This window comes from Dokdonella sp. (assembly GCF_051958935.1).
In the GTDB taxonomy this organism is placed as follows: Bacteria; Pseudomonadota; Gammaproteobacteria; order Xanthomonadales; family Rhodanobacteraceae; genus Dokdonella_A.
Window position 1 is genome coordinate 1 of the sequence record NZ_JBQCFP010000070.1, and the last position, 15,245, is coordinate 15,245.

Sequence of the window (15,245 nt, forward strand, 5' to 3'; positions counted from 1 at the left end):
CTCGCGGCCCATCTCCTGCAGCATCTGGCGGCTGATGCGGTTGAGCTTGTTGATCGTCTCGATCATGTGCACCGGAATGCGGATCGTGCGCGCCTGGTCGGCGATCGAGCGCGTGATCGCCTGGCGGATCCACCAGGTCGCGTAGGTCGAGAACTTGTAGCCGCGGCGGTATTCGAACTTGTCGACCGCCTTCATCAGGCCGATGTTGCCTTCCTGGATGAGGTCGAGGAACTGCAGGCCGCGGTTGGTGTACTTCTTGGCGATCGAGATCACCAGGCGCAGGTTCGCCTCGACCATCTCCTTCTTCGCGCGGCGCGCCTTCGCCTCGCCGATCGACATCGCGCGGTTGATTTCCTTGATGTCGGCGACGCCGAGGTAGAGCGCCTGCTCGATCGAGATCAGCTTCTCCTGCTCGGCGACGATCGCGTCGCGCTGCACCTTGATCGCGGGCGACCACTTCTGGCGCTTGCGCGCGAGTTCGTCCGCCCATTCGAGGTTGGTCTCGTTGGCCGGGAACAGCTTGAGGAAATCCTTGCGCGGCATGCGCGCGTGCTTGATGCACAGCTCGCCGATGAGCCGCTCGTGGTTGCGGATGTTGTTGACGACGTCGCGCAGCTTCTTGACGAAGCCGTCGATCATGATCGCCGGCAGCTTGAGCTTGAGGAACGCCTCGGCCATCTCGTCGCGCAGCTTCTGCGACTTGCGGTCGGCGGTGCCGTGCTTGTCGGCAGTCTTCTGGAACTTGGCGTAGATCTGGCGCAGCTCGTCCATGCGGCGCGCGACCTCGGCGAGGTCGAGGCCGACGTCGGCCGGATCGGACTCGTCGCCGCCGCCTTCCTCTTCTTCCTCTTCCTCCTCGGCGACCGCCACCGCGTCTTCGGACGATTCGGCGACCATCACGTCCGGCTGCTCGACGTCGGCGAAGCCGGCGAGCACTTCGGACAGGCGCTTCTTGCCTTCCATGTGCTGGTCGTATTCCTCCAGCAGCAGCTGGATCGACCACGGGAAGCTCGCCAGCGCGCTCTGCACCTGGTTGAGGCCTTCCTCGATGCGCTTGGCGATCGCGATCTCGCCCTCGCGGGTCAGGAGCTCGACCGTACCCATCTCGCGCATGTACATGCGCACGGGGTCGGTGGTGCGGCCGACCTCGGCGTCGACCGCACTGAGCACAGCGACCGCTTCCTCGGTCGCGGTGTCGTCGTCGGTCGCGACCGGCGTCTCCGGCAGCAGCGTCTCGGTATCGGGCGCAACCTCGTGCACCTCGATGCCCATGTCGTTGATCATGCCGATGATGTCTTCGATCTGCTCCGGATCGACGATGTCGTCGGGCAGGTGGTCGTTGACTTCGGCGTAGGTCAGGTAGCCCTGCTCCTTGCCCTTGATGATCAGGGTCTTGATCTCGGACTGCTGCTCCTGGTTGTGCTCTGCGGCCATGTCGGTTCCGGAAAGGTTTCTGTACGGCAAAGGAAAGTGAGTATAGGAGCCGCGTCAAGGGCGCGGCGGGACCGCCCTGCCCGGCGCCCACGGCGTCGGCACGGGCGATCGGGATCCGGCATCCTGCCGGCGGCCTCCGGCCGCTCGGGCCCGCGCGCGACCAGGCCCATTACTCCCAATACGTAAAACGCTGCCGTCGTGGATCACGTCGGCGTCCTTCAGCGCGCTTCGAGCCAGAACGTGACCGGCCCGTCGTTGATCAGATGGATCCTCATATGGGCACCGAAACGGCCCGTTTCCACCCTCGGATGGCGCAATGTTGACAATTCGACCAGCCGGGCGAACCAGCGTTCCGCCTCGATCGGGGCGGCTGCGGTCGAAAATCCCGGTCGGGTACCTGAACGCGTGTCGGCAGCCAGGGTGAACTGCGAAACGAGCAGCAGGCCACCGCCGGTGTCGGCGAGCGAGCGGTTCATGCGTCCCTCCCCGTCGGCGAAGACGCGGTAGCCGAGCAGCCGCTCGAGCAGGCGCTGGACCTGCGCCTCGCCATCGTCGGGCTGCACCGCCACGAGGGCGAGCAGCCCGGCTTCGATCGACCCGACCACCGCATCGTCGACTTCGACGCGCGCTTCGCTGACGCGCTGGATGAGGGCGATCATGGTGGTCTCCGCAGGCGAGCCCTGCATGCTCGCCCCGCGATGGGTGACGGTCAATCCATCCGCGGCGCCGTGCGCGCGCCTTTACAATCGCCGCCGTCATGCCGTCTCCTGCCCTGTCCTGGCCCGTCGCGCTGCTGTACGCCAGCCTGCGCATCATCGGTCGTTGTCCACTGCGCCTCGTGCACACGCTCGGCGCGGCCTTCGGCTGGCTGTCGTGGCTGCGCCATGGCCGCACCCGCCGCATCGCCGAGCGCAACCTCTCCGTCGTATTGACGCAAGAGAGCGCCGAAAGCAGACAACGTCTCGCTCGGGCGAGCCTCGTCGAGACCGGCAAGGCGCTCGCCGAGGTCGCGGCGATCTGGGGCCAGCGCCCCATGGACGCGCTCGCGCAGGTTCGCGAAGTACGTGGCCGCGAGCTGTTCGACGCCGCGCTCGCGGCCGGCCGCGGCCTCATCGTCGCCGCGCCGCACCTCGGCTGCTGGGAACTCCTCAATTACTGGCTCGCCGCGCAGACGCCGCTCGCGATCCTCTATCGCGCGCCGCGGCATGCCGCACTCGAGCCGCTGCTGCTGCGTGCGCGCGGCGCCCTGCCGGTCGAGCAGGTGCGGGCCGAAGGCGCGGGCGTGCGCACCCTCTACAAGCGCCTCGCCGCCGGCGGCGTGGTCGGCATCCTGCCCGACCAGCAACCGCGTCAGGGCGAGGGCACGCAGGCGCCGTTCTTCGGCGTGCCCGCACCGACGACGGTGCTGCTGCCGCGACTCGCGGAGCGCACCGGGGCGTCGGTGCTTTTCAGTTTCGTCGAGCGGCTGCCGCGCGGCGCGGGCTACCGCGTGCATTTCCTGCCGGCCCCGGCCGGCATCGCCGGTGCCGACATCGAGGCCGCCTGCGCCGCGCTCAACCGCGGCGTCGAGGATTGCGTGCGGCTGGCCTTCACGCAGTACCAGTGGACGTACAAGCGGTGGCCGAATTCGTTCGTGCCGCCGGGGCCGAGGGCAGAGGGCTGAGGTTGCCGGTCGACGCACGCTTCTCGTGGGAGCGACTTTCAGTCGCGGTGCTCTTCGATCCGCCGCGTGAAGCTTTCGCCACCGCTCCGTCCGCGTCGAGCGAAGCTCGCGCAGCGAGCGCAGTCGAAACGCAGCCGCGGCGTGGCCCTTCGACTCCGACGGAGCGAACCGCGTTCTTGCAGCCCTCGTCCGAAAAACCGCTGGCCATTCGCGCCTCAGCCTCAGCCCTCAAAGGAGCGCGCCGCCGGCGCTCCCGCAAGAGAAGGCGGCGTGCGCCCGGCCTCTTCGGTCAACGCCGCTCGATCGACTCGACCAGCATGAGTTCGCACGCGCCCGCGCCACTGTCTTCGCGGCTGAGCGAGCTGCGCCAGCGCCAGCCGTCGGCGCGGCTCGCCTCGACGAGGCGTCCGCGCAGTTCGACGATCTCGCCCACGCGTACCCGGCCGAGTTCGCGCGCGACGGCCGCGTCGGCCGGGATTGCGTGCAGGTTCGTCGCCGAGCGCACGATCTCCGCGGGCGGGATCGGTGGCTCATCGCGCCAGCGGTAGGTGAAGAAGCGCACCGACTGCTCGATCGTGAGCGCGTCGATCGTCGCGGTATCGGACATCCGGCCCCAGCCGAGCGCGAGGTCGGTCGGCGACAGCGAGGCGCCCGCGTCGAACGTGTAGTCCTCGCGTGACAGCACGCGCGCCTCGATGTCGAAATCGGCGAGCGGTTGCAGCGTGTAGTCGCCGTGCAGCACGGGGTTGGGGTCGGCCGGGTCCGCCTGGTGCGGCGCCGATGGCACGAGCACGCCGGCGGTCCGCGCGATCGGGCGCTGCATCGCCCAGCGCACCCCGCCGCCCGCGAGCAGTGCGATCGACAACAGCAGCAGGGCGTTCAGGCGGTTCAGGGCGCGGGCTTGTGCAGGCGGCGCAGGAATACGCCCATTTCCTTCGCGGCCTGCTCGTCGCCGCGCTCGCGCGCGACCGCGATGCCGCGCTCGAACGTTTCGATCGCGCCGGCGACGTCGCCGGCGTCGGCGAGCGCGCGGCCGAGCAGTTTCCACGCGGCCGAGTAGTGCGGGTCGAACGCGAGCGCCTCGCGCAACGCGACCGCCGCGCCCGCGGCGTCGCCCTGGCCGAGCAGCGCGTTGCCGAGCGAGAAGCGCAGGAGTGCGCCGTCGCGAGGGCCACCGAGCTGGGTACGCAGGCGGGCGATGAAGTCCGGTTCCATCCGCCCATCATCGCGCGTCGGCGCGCCGGACACACGTGGGCCCGCAGGTTCCATCGAAACTCCCCGATTCGGCAGCCGTGGCCTCCCCAACGCACCAGCGTGATTCGGGATGACATGGCTTCGGCGGCGAGCCGGGCGAAAAACCGCTTTCGACCGGCAGCCGCCTACCCACCCGCGCGATGGATATCGTGCGTGACGACGCCGAGGTCACGATCGGGGACGATGAAGTACTCGGGGCGGGCGAGGCTGCGGCGCATGTCGTCGAGGCCGCCGCTCCAGTGCTCGCGCATCGTGGCCGCGCCGAACGCGTAGTCCTTGTACTGCTCCTCGTAGGACTTGGCGCGGTAGATCAGGTGCACGATGTTGAAGACGCGGTCGCAGAGCCAGGGCTCGAGTTCGCCGCGCAGATCCTCCGGCAGGCGGCCGCCGGGCATGCGCTCCAGCAACAGGCCGAGCGCGTTGCGCAGGCGCTGGCGGGCGGCGACCTGGTCGGTGCCCTGGCGCGTGCGGCTCGAATACTGGATGTCCTTCTGCCGCTCGAGCACGTCGAACACGGTCTTCGGCAACGGCCCGCGCGCGCTCCACAGATCGACCTGCAACACGAGCGTGTCGCGTCGCGGCGATGATTCCAGCACGTACTCGAGCGGCGTGTTGGAAACGAGGCCGCCGTCCCAGTAGAGCTCGCCCTCGACCGCAACGGCCGGGAACGCCGGGGGCAGGGCGCCGGAGGCGAGCACGTGCTCGGGCCGGATGCGTTCGCGCGCGGAATCGAAGTAGCGGAAATTGCCGGTCGCGACGTTGGTCGCGCCGATCGACAGGCGCACGCCATCGGCGTTGAGGCGATCGAAGTCGACGAGCCGCTCGAGTGTCGCCTTCAGCGGCGTGGTGTCGTAGAAGCTCGTCGCGGCGGCACTGCCATCGCTGAACGCGAACGGCGGCGGCAGGCGCGGCGTGAAGAAACCCTGCTGGCCGTGCGCGAGCGCACCCCAGGCGCCGAGCGCATTGATCCATGCGCTCAGCGGCGCGCTCGGCGGCAGCCAGTCGGAGATCCCGGCGAGCGCAGCGAGAGGCCAGGCGATCGCGTCGGCGGGCGCGCAGATCGTGTTCCAGAATTCCTGCAGGCGTTCGACGCGCCGCTCCGGCGCGTTGCCGGCGAGGATCGCGGCATTGATCGCACCGATCGACGTGCCGGCGAACCACGACGGCCGGATGCCCGCTTCGTGCAGCGCCTCGTAGACGCCGCACTGGTAGGCACCCAGTGCGCCTCCGCCCTGCAGCACGAGCGCCACCATTTCGTACTGGCGCGCCGAGTCCAGCGGCGAAGGCATCGCCGCGGATGCGCGGGCCCGGCGCGGCCGCGGATGGGATTGGCGATCCGCGGCGCCCGTCACCCGGCGCTTCACTGCATGCACCAGCCGTGGCTGACGATGATGCTCTGCCCGGTCAGTGCATTGGTCTGGAAGCCGGCGAAGAACAACGCGCACGCGGCGACGTCGTCGACCGTCGTGAACTCGCCGTCGACGGTGTCCTTGAGCATGATCTTCTTCACGACGTCGTCTTCGGAGATGCCGAATTCCTTCGCCTGTTCCGGGATCTGCTTCTCGACCAGCGGCGTGCGCACGAAGCCGGGGCAGATCACGTTGGCGCGCACGCCGTGCTCGGCACCTTCCTTGGCGACGACCTTGGCGAGGCCGATGAGGCCGTGCTTTGCGGTCACGTACGGCGCCTTCAGTTTCGACGCTTCCTTCGAATGCACCGAACCCATGTAGATGATCGCGCCGCCCCTGCCGCGCGCGTACATGTGGCGCAAGCACGCGCGCGTGGTGAGGAACGCGCCGTCGACGTGGATCGCCATGAGCTTCTTCCAGTCGGCGTAGGAGAACGTGTCGACCGGGTTGACGATCTGGATGCCCGCGTTGGAAACGAGGATGTCGACCGCGCCGAGCTGCTTCACGACCGCGGCGACGCCGGCGTCGACCGCGGCCTCGTCGGTCACGTCCATCGCGATGCCGATCGCCTTGCCGCCCTTGTCGACGAGTTCCTTCGCGGTCGCCTGCGCGCCGTCGAGGTTGAGGTCGGCGATCGCGACCGCCGCGCCGTTCGCCGCGTACACCTCGGCGATGCGTTTGCCGATACCGCTCGCCGCACCGGTCACGATTGCCACTTTGCCGTCGAGTCGCATGTGTCTTGGTTCCTTCTTTTCGAGCGGCGCATCGCGCCGAAAAAAAAAAAGGGCTCCGTCGCGCGAGGCGGCGGTGCCCAGGGAGTGTGAACGAAGCTGTCCGTTATGACCGGGCGTCGGCGCGGAAGTTCCGCAATGCAGCAAAACGATAGCTGAACGCCGCGGGGCCGTCACCGGGTCGTCAGGGATTGGACACGCCCTGGTTTTCGCGCGCGGGGGCGCGCGGATCGATGTCGAGGTCCTTGAGCTTGCGGTACAGATGGGTGCGCTCCATGCCGACCGCCTTGGCGAGCTTGCCGACACTGCCGCCGGCCGCATCGAGCTGGTGCAGCAGGTAGGCGCGCTCGAACTGCTCGCGCGCCTCGCGCAGCGGCAGCGAGAAGTCGATGCCGGGCGCGCCGGGCGTCGGTGTCGCGACCGCGCCGCCCGAACCGAGCGCGGCTTCCACTTCCTCGAGCGTGACTTCGCTCGTGCTGCCGAGCACGAGCAGGCGCTGGACGAGGTTGCGCAGTTCGCGCAGGTTGCCGGGCCATGCGTAATGGCGCAGGCGGTTCTGCACCGCGACCGGGAAATTGCGGTACGGCAGCTGGTCGCGGTTGGCGAACCAGTCGGTGTGGTAGCGCAGCAGCTCCGGGATGTCGTCGCCGCGCTCGCGCAGCGGCGGTACCGCGAGCGGCACGATCTTGAGCTGGTAGTAGAGCTCCTCGCGGAAGCGCCCGGCGGCGACGAGCGCGCCGAGGTCGTGCGCGGTCGCGGCGATCACCCGCGCATCGAGCGCGACCGGCTCGTGGCCACCGCAGCGGATCAGTGCACGCCGCTCGATCACGCTCGACAGGCGCAGCTGCAATTCCGGGTCGAGCTCCGCGACTTCGTCGAGGTAGAGCGTGCCGCCGTTCGCCTGTTCGAACAGGCCGTGCTGCACGCCGTTCGCATCCTCGGCGCCGAACAGCGCGAGCGCCGCGGTTTCACGCGCGATCGCGCCCGCCGCGACGGTCACGAACGGACCGGCGCGGCGCGCACTGCGATCGTGCAGTGCGCGCGCGATCGTCTCCTTGCCCGTGCCCGGCTCGCCGGCGACGAGCACGCCGGTGTCGTGCGCGGCGATCTTGTCGATCTGCGCGCGCAGTGCCTGCATCGCGCGACCGGACCCGACCAGGTCGCCGGGTGCAGGCAGCTGGCGGCGCAGGCCCTCGTTCTCGCGCTTGAGGCGCCCCGCTTCGAGCGCATGCCCCACCACGAGCAGCAGCTTGGCGAGCGAAATCGGTTTCTCGATGAAGTCCCAGGCGCCGAGGCGGGTCGCCTCCACCGCGGTTTCGACCGTGCCGTGGCCGCTGATCATGATGACCGGACACGGCAGGCCGCCGCGCTCGTTCCATTCTCGCAGCAGGCTGATGCCGTCGAGGTCGGGCATCCAGATGTCGAGCAGGACGACGTCGGGTCGCTGGCGCCGGCGCGCCTCGCGCGCGGCCGCGGCGGATTCGGCGAGGTCGACCGCGTAGCCTTCGTCTTCGAGGATGTCGCGGATCGTCGAGCGGATGTCCGGCTCGTCGTCGACCACGAGTACGCGTGCGGCTGCGGCCATCGCCCGTTCCAGCGTTGCGAAAAGGAGACAGCGAGGATAGCGCGAGCGCGCCGGGCGCGCGATGCCGCTCAGTCGCGCGACGTGTCGAGCGGCAAGCGCACGGTAAAGCGCGCGCCCCCTTCGGCGCGGTTCTCCGCGCGTACGCTGCCGCCATGCTCCTCGGCGATCTTCTTGACCACGGCGAGGCCGAGGCCGGTGCCGCGCGTCTTGCTGGTCGTGTACGGCTCGAACCAGCGCTCGCCGAAATCGGCCGGCAAGCCGGGTCCGTTGTCGGCGACCGAGAGCTCCACCCACGCTTCGCCGTCCTGTTCGAGCACGCGCGTGGCGACGACGAGCTGCGGCTTGCGTGTTTCGCCGATCGCCTCGAGCGCATTCTTGATCAGGTTGTGCAGCGCCTGGCGCAGCCGCACCGCATCGACGCGCACGCGCGGTTCGCCCGCGGCGAACTGGCGCGCGAGGCTCAGGCGCTGGTCGTTCTCGTACAGGTCGAGCACCTCGCCGAGCAGTGCGTGCAGCGCGAAAGGCCGCGGCGCGAGCTGCGGCGGCCGCGCGTAGTCGCCGAACGCATTGACCATCGTCTTGAGCGCCTCGACCTGGCTCACGATCGTGTGCGTGGCGCGGTCGATGAGTTCGCCTTCCTCGGGCGCGAGGCGCCCGTGTAAGCGCCGGCGCAGCCGCTCGGCGGCGAGCTGGATCGGCGTCAGCGGATTCTTCACCTCGTGCGCGAGGCGGCGCGCGACCTCGCCCCACGCCGCGTCGCGCTGCGCGCGGTTGAGCACGGTGAGATCGTCGAACACGGCGACGTAGCCGGCCTGCTGCGGGAGCGCGGTGCCTCGCACGATCAGGCTGCGCCGGCCCTGCGCGGTGTCGAGCACGACTTCCTCGCGCCATTCGCGCACGTCGTCGCGCAGGTGGCGCGCGAGCGGTTCGGTGAACGGCGCGAGTTCGACGTGCTGCCGGCCGATCTCGCCCGCGCTCGCGCCCACGTACTGCTCGAAGTCGACCCCGAGGATCGTGTCGGCGGCGCGGTTCGCGACGCGCAGGCTGCCGTCGCGATCGAAGCCGAGCACCCCCGCCGAGAGCCGTTCGAGCACGGCCTCGAGCCAGGCCCGCTGCTGTTCGGTTTCGCGCGCGCTCTTCTGCGCGCGTGCGCCGGCGAACTCGAGTTCGCGCGTCATCTGCGCGAACGAGGCGACGAGGAAACCGAATTCGTCGTCGCTCGGCGCGGGCAGCGGCGTGTCGTAGCGGCCGGCACCGACCGCGCGCGTCGCCGCCGCGAGGCGGCCGATCGGCGCGACGAGCCGGCGTGCGAGGCCGAACGCGGCGAGCACGACGACGAGCACGGACAGCAGCAGCACGAAGGTGAGGATCAGTGCGAAGGTGAGCTTGAGCGAGCCGCGCAGGAACTTCAGGCGCTGGAAATCGAAATTCGCGCGTTCGATGCGCGCGGTCAGCGGCTGCAGCCGCGCCGGCAGCGGAAACAACCCCTGCAGCAACCGCTCCTCGGCCTGCACGCCGGCGGCGGTCGTGATCGGCAGCACCACGCGCAGCGCGAGGCCGTTGTCGAACGGCTCCGCCGCGGCGTAGCGGCGATCGCCCTGCACGCGCAGCAGCACCGCGCTGTCGGGAATCGGCGGCTGCAGGTAGCGCGGATCGGAACTCGCGCTCGCCTCGATCCGGCCGTCGCCGCCGAGCACGCTGAGCTGGATCGCGCCGAGGCCGTCGATCGCGTCGTCGAGCAGTGCCTGCGCGCGTTCGGCCGGCTCGTCGCCGAGCCGCTGTGCGAGTTGCGCACTCGCGCCTTCGTCACGGTGCAGGTGTTCGTCGACGACCACGCGACCGAGCTCGAGCGCGTCGTCGAGCGCCTGCTCGAGGCGCAGGTTGAACCAGTTGTCGATCGTCGCGTCGAGGAAGCGCAGCGCGAAGCCATACACGAGGACGCTCGCCGGCAGGGCGAGCAGGATCAAGAGGCGCAGCAGGCGCCGGTTGAGCCTGGCGCCGGGCACGCCGCGCAGCACGTCGGCGCGCAGGCGCCACAGGCGCTGGCCGATCGCGCCGACCAGCACGACGAGCGCGACCAGCGCGGCGCCGAGCACCCAGCGGTAGTGCGCGGCGAAGCGCGTGCTGTCGGCGGCCGCGTCCTCGGCGAGCTTGAGCGATGCGACCAGCAGTGCCGCCACCGCCAATGCGGGCAGCACGCGCCGCAGCAGGAAGTTCAGTGCGTCGCGACGGGCCACGTGCTGTCCGCCGAAGCGAGTCGCCAGGCCGGTTCGAACAGCGCCGGCAGGCGCAGCGCACCCGGCAGCGCGGTCGGGTCGATCGCCGCGCGCACGTGCAATGGCGTGCCGTTCGCAAGCGCTGCGAACTCGGCCGGCAGGCGCAGGCGCAGCGAACCCAGCGCGGAAACGAGATAGGCCTGGGTGGCGAAGCTGCGCACGTCGTCGGCGTCGTCCAGGCGCAGCTGGTAACGGCGCGACAGCGGGAAGTAGCGCAGTTCGATCGTGCGTGTCGCGCGCGCCTTGACCCGCGGCCAATCGCCCGCGCGCAGGTCGACGACGAAGGTGATCGGGATGCCGTGGTCGAGCGCGTCCTGCATCGGCCCGCTCAGGCGGCAGTCGAGGCCGAGTTCGAGCGTCGCGCCGCCGTCGTAGCGCGCGAGCTGGGCGGCGCGCACGCCGAGCGAGCCCGGCGGCGCGAGCATGCCGCAGGCGCCGAGCGCAGCGGCGAGCACGCCCGCGAGCGCGGCGCGCACGGCCGGGCGCAGGCGTTCACGCGATTTTTTCGACCAGTGCATAGTAGAAGCCGTCCATGCCGCCCTCGCCCGGCAGGTTCTGGCGACCGGCGCCTGCGGCGTGGCCGTAGCCTTCGTCGAGCGGCATCGCGCGTGCATCATCCCGGCCACGCAGGAACTCGGCAAGCACGGCTTCGTTTTCCGCGCGCAGCAGCGAGCACGTCGCATAGAGCAGGCGCCCGCCCGGCGCGAGCAGCGGCCACAGCGCCGCGAGGATGCGCCCCTGGCTCGCGACCAGCGGCGCGATGTCGGCGCCGCGACGATGCAGCTTGATGTCGGGCTGGCGGCGCACGATGCCGGTGGCCGAGCACGGCGCGTCGACGAGGATGCGCTGGAACGGGCGGCCGTCCCACCATGCGGCAGGCTCGCTCGCGTCGCCCGCAGCGATGGTCGCGGCGAGGCCGAGGCGCTCGAGGTTTTCGCGCACGCGCGGCAAGCGCGCGGCGTCGGCGTCGAGCGCGAGCAGATCGACGTCGGCGCGCTCGAGCAGGTGCGCGCTCTTGCCGCCGGGCGCGGCGCAGGCATCGAGCACGCGCATGCCGGCCGCCGGCTCGAGCAGGTCGGCGACGCGTTGCGCGGCGCCGTCCTGCACCGAGAACGCGCCCTCCGCGTAGCCGGGCAGGCGCGTCACGTCCGCGCTCTGGGCGAGCACGATCGCATCGGCGAGGCCCTCCGGCCCTTGCGCGGCGATGCCTGCATCGGCGAAGCGCGCGAGCAGGGTCTCGCGCGTCGTGCGCCGGCGGTTCGCGCGCAAGGTCAGCGGCGCTTCGCGATTGTCGGCGGCGAGGATCGCGGCCGCCTGCTCCGGCCAGTCGCGTTCGATCGCGTCGATGAGCCAGCGCGGATGCGCATGGCGCGACACCGGATCGCGATCGAGCTCCGCCTCGATCGCCGCGCGTTCGCGCAGGAAGCGCCGCAGCAGCGCATTGGCGAGGCCTGCGTACTGCGGCTGGCCGAGCGCGCGCACCGCCTCGACCGACGCGGCGACGACCGCGTAGTCGGGCAGCCCAAGCACCGCGAGCTGGGCGATCGCGAGCACGAGCAGCGCGCGCACTTCGCGCGCCTTCGGCGGCAGCGGCTTGTCGAGCATATGCGCGAGCACGGCGTCGAAGCGCAACCACCAGCGCGAGGATTCGAACAGCGAAGCGGCGAGCAGCGCGCGGTCGCGCGGATCGGCCACGCGCGGATTCGCTTCGGCGAGCGCACCGCGCAGCGAGGCGCCGTCGAGCGCGACGCGGGCGAGCGCGCGCGCGGCGTCGGCGCGCAGCGCCGCGCCCGGCGGCACCGCCGGCGTGCGCGCGCGGCGCGAAGGACCCTGCGGCGGAGGGCTCACGCGGCGACGCCGTCGCGACGCGCGTTGAGCCAGTCGCGCACCGCGATGCGCCGGCCGCCTTCGCGCTGCAGCTCGGTGATGCGCAGCACGCCGGCGCCGGTCGCGACGTCGATCGCGTCGCGCTGGCGCGCGACGACCTGCCCCGGCGCGCCGCCCGCGTCGCCGTCGATCGCCTCCGCCGCCCAGATGCGCAGGCGCTCGCCGTCGATGACGGCTTCGGCGACCGGCCACGGGTCGAATGCACGCACCTTGCGCGCGAGCGCCAGCGCGGATTCGTTCCAGTCCAGGCGTGCCTCGGCCTTGTCGAGCTTGTGCGCGTACTCGACGCCGTCGGCGCGCTGCGGCGTCGGCACGAGCGCCTCGCCGCGCAGTACGCGCGCGAGTCCGGTGGCCAGCGTCTGCGCGCCGAGCGCGGCGAGCCGGTCGTGCAGGCTCCCGCCGGTGTCTTCGGCCGCGATCGGCGTGCGCGCCTCGAGGAGCACGGGGCCGGTGTCGAGGCCGGCTTCCATCTGCATGAGGTCGACACCCGTTTCGGCGTCGCCGGCGAGGATCGCGCGCTGGATCGGCGCCGCGCCGCGCCAGCGCGGCAGCAGCGAGGCATGCACGTTCCAGCAGCCGAGCCGTGGCAGTGCGAGCGCGGCCTTGGGCAGGATCAGGCCGTAGGCGACCACGACGAGAAGATCCGGCGCATAGGCCACCAGGCGCGCGCGCGCGGCCGCATCACGCAAGGTCTGCGGTTGCTCGAGCGGCACGTTCGCCGCGAGCGCCGCCTGCTTGACCGGGCTCGCGGCGAGCTTGCGCCCGCGCCCGGCCGGCCGGTCCGGCTGCGTGTAGACCGCGACCACCTCGGCCCCGCTCGCGAGGCACGCTTCGAGCGAAGGCACCGCGAATTCGGGCGTGCCGGCGAAAACGAGGCGCAAGGGTTTGGGCATGGCGATTCGAATCCTCAAGCGAAAGCGAAGATTGGAACACGGAGCACGCGGAGCACACGGAGAAGCAAGAAAAAGGTCGGAGAACATCTTCTCCGAATGAGCTCTTCGCGGTGTGCTCCGTGCGCTCGTGTTTCAGGCTTTCGCTTTGACGCGTGCGAGCGGCGGTCAGGCGCTCTGGCGGCGCTTCTTCTCGAGGCGCTTGAGCAGCAGCGAGCGCTTGAGCGGCGACAGGTGGTCGACGAACACCTTGCCGACGAGATGATCCATCTCGTGCTGGATGCAGACCGCGAGCGGGCCTTCGAAGTCGCGCTCGAACGCGTTGCCGTCGACGTCCTGCGCGGCGACCTTCACGTGCAGCGCGCGCTCGACGTCGGCGAAGATGCCCGGGAACGACAAGCAGCCTTCCTGGAATACCTGCACGCAGTCCTTCTCGAGGATGCGCGGGTTCATCAGCACGAGCGGCTGGTCGGAGTTCTCCGACATGTCGGCGACGAGCAGCTGCTGGTGCACGTTGACCTGGGTCGCGGCGAGACCGACGCCGGGCGCCGCGTACATCGTTTCGAACATGTCGGCGACGAGCTGCTTGAGCGCAGCGTCGAACACGGTGATCGGCTGCGCCTTCGTGCGCAGGCGGGGATCGGGGAATTCGAGGATCGGAAGCAGGGCCATGGCAGTCCCAGTATGCGGCCGGGGCGGGTGGTGCAAGGGCCGGGCCAGCCATTCTAGCCGGCGCGGGCCGGCCACGGCAGTCCCGACGGCCCGGCTCGGGGCCGCCGGGGAGGCCCGCCGTGGCGTTCCGGGGCTGCGACGCAGTTCGTTTTCCTGCGCCTAACTTTTCCATTACACTCGGGAAAACCTTTGGGGATCGGGGGATTGGCAGTCATGCTTAAAAAACTCCTTTCGGTTTCGGCGGGCCTGCTGCTGACGCTGACGGTGTACGCCGCGACGACGGAGTGGGCGGACAACCATCCGGACCGATACGTCGTCAAGAAAGGCGACACCCTGTGGGACATTTCGGCCCGCTTCCTCAAGAAGCCGTGGCATTGGCCGGAGATCTGGCAGGACAATGGCCAGATCAAGAACCCGCACCTCATCTATCCGGGCGACGTGCTCGTCATCAACGACCACCGCCTCGGCACCGAGGGCGGCTTCGGTCCGCACGTGCGCTCGTCCTCGTACGAGGACGCGATCCCGCCGATCCCGCTGTCCGCGCTCAAGCAGTGGTTGCAGAACGTGCGCATCGTCGGCGAAGACGACCTGCGCGACGCGCCGCACGTGGTCGGCATCGAGGAGAACCAGCTGCGCGGCACGCCGGGCCAGCTCGTCTACATCCGCGGCCTCGCCGCGCAGCCGGGTACGCGCCTCGCGCTGGTGCGTCCGAGCGGCCGCTACTACGACATGCCGCCGGAAGACGACGGCCGTCCGCGCGAGGTCCATCGCCAGGCGAAGGACGATTTCCACGACCGCCGGCCGGATCTGCTCTGGCGACACGGCCCGAACGAATTCACGCTGTCGGGCAACGTGCGTTTCCTCGGTTACGAAGTGCGCGAGTTCGGCGTCGTCGAAGTCACGCGCAGCGCCGACGTCTCGTCCGCACTCATCATCAGCTCCGACTTCGAGGCCAAGGCCGGCGACTACGTGTTGCCGATCGATCCGCGCCCGTACGACGACCAGTACGTGCCGCACGCGCCGGGCAAGGTGCCCGAGAACATGCGCGTCGTCGCCTTCAGCGACGCGCTCAACGCGGTCGGTCCGCGCCAGGTCGTCGCACTCTCGCGCGGCAGCGAGGATGGCATCGAGAACGGCCAGACCTTCAGCATCTATCATGAAGGCGAGGACGTCGTCGACGACACCGACTACCCGGAAGGCAGCGTGAAGCGCTTCTTCCATCCGCGCGACGCGCGCGCGACGTTGCCGCCGGAGTACATCGGCCACGTGATGATCTTCCGTACGTTCCAGCGCGTGAGCTACGGCCTGGTGATGGATGCGGTGAAGCCGGTGCACATCTGCGACTTCATGTTCGATCCCGACCGCACGCCCTGACCTGTCGGCGTGCCCCGGCACGCCCGAGCGACGATTTCGCACGCGGCGCGATGGCAACATCGCGCCGCGT

Annotated in this window: 14 protein-coding genes; 2 read left to right on the top strand and 12 right to left on the bottom strand. The window is 70.3% G+C overall.

The window, feature by feature from the left end:
• Positions 1-1,434, bottom strand: a 1,434-nt coding sequence (gene rpoD / locus ACTHK2_RS06510) for an RNA polymerase sigma factor RpoD (RefSeq protein WP_440244891.1), incomplete at its 3' end; no start/stop codon positions are given.
• Between the two features lie 218 nt (positions 1,435-1,652).
• Positions 1,653-2,093, bottom strand: a complete 441-nt coding sequence (gene dtd, locus ACTHK2_RS06515) for a D-aminoacyl-tRNA deacylase (protein WP_440244892.1) — start codon at positions 2,091-2,093, stop codon at positions 1,653-1,655.
• 98 nt (positions 2,094-2,191) lie between these two features.
• Here dtd and ACTHK2_RS06520 point away from each other — a divergent pair, with 98 nt between their 5' ends.
• Positions 2,192-3,097 (top strand): lysophospholipid acyltransferase family protein, encoded by a 906-nt coding sequence (locus tag ACTHK2_RS06520; protein ID WP_440244893.1) that lies wholly within the window; start codon positions 2,192-2,194, stop codon positions 3,095-3,097.
• 289 nt (positions 3,098-3,386) lie between these two features.
• Here ACTHK2_RS06520 and ACTHK2_RS06525 read toward each other — a convergent pair whose 3' ends face one another.
• The 10 genes from ACTHK2_RS06525 to def all read right to left on the bottom strand — a co-directional run bounded on the left by ACTHK2_RS06525 (position 3,387) and on the right by def (position 13,801).
• Positions 3,387-3,962, bottom strand: a complete 576-nt coding sequence (locus ACTHK2_RS06525; protein ID WP_440244894.1) for a hypothetical protein — start codon at positions 3,960-3,962, stop codon at positions 3,387-3,389.
• 23 nt (positions 3,963-3,985) lie between these two features.
• Positions 3,986-4,312, bottom strand: coding sequence for a tetratricopeptide repeat protein (locus ACTHK2_RS06530; RefSeq protein WP_440244895.1), 327 nt, complete (start codon positions 4,310-4,312; stop codon positions 3,986-3,988).
• A gap of 164 nt (positions 4,313-4,476) precedes the next feature.
• Positions 4,477-5,640 (bottom strand): patatin-like phospholipase family protein, encoded by a 1,164-nt coding sequence (locus ACTHK2_RS06535; protein WP_440244896.1) that lies wholly within the window; start codon positions 5,638-5,640, stop codon positions 4,477-4,479.
• A gap of 71 nt (positions 5,641-5,711) precedes the next feature.
• Positions 5,712-6,494 (bottom strand): 3-hydroxybutyrate dehydrogenase, encoded by a 783-nt coding sequence (locus ACTHK2_RS06540; RefSeq protein WP_440244897.1) that lies wholly within the window; start codon positions 6,492-6,494, stop codon positions 5,712-5,714.
• A 181-nt stretch (positions 6,495-6,675) separates the two neighbouring features.
• Positions 6,676-8,076, bottom strand: a complete 1,401-nt coding sequence (locus tag ACTHK2_RS06545; protein WP_440244898.1) for a sigma-54-dependent transcriptional regulator — start codon at positions 8,074-8,076, stop codon at positions 6,676-6,678.
• A gap of 68 nt (positions 8,077-8,144) precedes the next feature.
• Positions 8,145-10,313, bottom strand: a complete 2,169-nt coding sequence (locus tag ACTHK2_RS06550; RefSeq protein WP_440244899.1) for an ATP-binding protein — start codon at positions 10,311-10,313, stop codon at positions 8,145-8,147.
• Complete coding sequence (locus tag ACTHK2_RS06555; RefSeq protein ID WP_440244900.1) at positions 10,292-10,870, bottom strand: DUF4390 domain-containing protein; 579 nt, start codon at positions 10,868-10,870, stop codon at positions 10,292-10,294. The genes ACTHK2_RS06550 and ACTHK2_RS06555 overlap by 22 nt, the downstream gene beginning before the upstream one ends.
• Positions 10,845-12,200 (bottom strand): 16S rRNA (cytosine(967)-C(5))-methyltransferase RsmB, encoded by a 1,356-nt coding sequence (gene rsmB / locus ACTHK2_RS06560; protein WP_440244901.1) that lies wholly within the window; start codon positions 12,198-12,200, stop codon positions 10,845-10,847. The genes ACTHK2_RS06555 and rsmB overlap by 26 nt, the downstream gene beginning before the upstream one ends.
• A complete protein-coding gene (gene fmt / locus ACTHK2_RS06565; protein WP_440244902.1) occupies positions 12,197-13,132 on the bottom strand; it encodes a methionyl-tRNA formyltransferase in 936 nt (311 codons plus the stop codon). Before fmt ends, rsmB begins: the two co-directional genes overlap by 4 nt.
• Before the next feature lie 165 nt (positions 13,133-13,297).
• Positions 13,298-13,801 (bottom strand): peptide deformylase, encoded by a 504-nt coding sequence (gene def, locus ACTHK2_RS06570; RefSeq protein ID WP_440244903.1) that lies wholly within the window; start codon positions 13,799-13,801, stop codon positions 13,298-13,300.
• Positions 13,802-14,014: 213 nt separating this feature from the next.
• Between def and ACTHK2_RS06575 the strand changes: the two genes are divergently transcribed.
• Positions 14,015-15,175, top strand: coding sequence for a LysM peptidoglycan-binding domain-containing protein (locus tag ACTHK2_RS06575; RefSeq protein ID WP_440244904.1), 1,161 nt, complete (start codon positions 14,015-14,017; stop codon positions 15,173-15,175).
• The last annotated feature ends 70 nt before the right edge of the window (positions 15,176-15,245 follow it).

Bases quoted from the DNA above. Each gene is read 5' to 3' on its own strand.
- dtd (WP_440244892.1), bottom strand. From the start codon at position 2,093: ATGATCGCCCTCATCCAGCGCGTCAGCGAAGCGCGCGTCGAAGTCGAC.
- ACTHK2_RS06520 (WP_440244893.1), top strand. From the start codon at position 2,192: ATGCCGTCTCCTGCCCTGTCCTGGCCCGTCGCGCTGCTGTACGCCAGC.
- ACTHK2_RS06530 (WP_440244895.1), bottom strand. From the start codon at position 4,312: ATGGAACCGGACTTCATCGCCCGCCTGCGTACCCAGCTCGGTGGCCCT.
- ACTHK2_RS06535 (WP_440244896.1), bottom strand. From the start codon at position 5,640: ATGCCTTCGCCGCTGGACTCGGCGCGCCAGTACGAAATGGTGGCGCTC.
- ACTHK2_RS06540 (WP_440244897.1), bottom strand. From the start codon at position 6,494: ATGCGACTCGACGGCAAAGTGGCAATCGTGACCGGTGCGGCGAGCGGT.
- ACTHK2_RS06545 (WP_440244898.1), bottom strand. From the start codon at position 8,076: ATGGCCGCAGCCGCACGCGTACTCGTGGTCGACGACGAGCCGGACATC.
- ACTHK2_RS06555 (WP_440244900.1), bottom strand. From the start codon at position 10,870: ATGCACTGGTCGAAAAAATCGCGTGAACGCCTGCGCCCGGCCGTGCGC.
- fmt (WP_440244902.1), bottom strand. From the start codon at position 13,132: ATGCCCAAACCCTTGCGCCTCGTTTTCGCCGGCACGCCCGAATTCGCG.
- def (WP_440244903.1), bottom strand. From the start codon at position 13,801: ATGGCCCTGCTTCCGATCCTCGAATTCCCCGATCCCCGCCTGCGCACG.
- ACTHK2_RS06575 (WP_440244904.1), top strand. From the start codon at position 14,015: ATGCTTAAAAAACTCCTTTCGGTTTCGGCGGGCCTGCTGCTGACGCTG.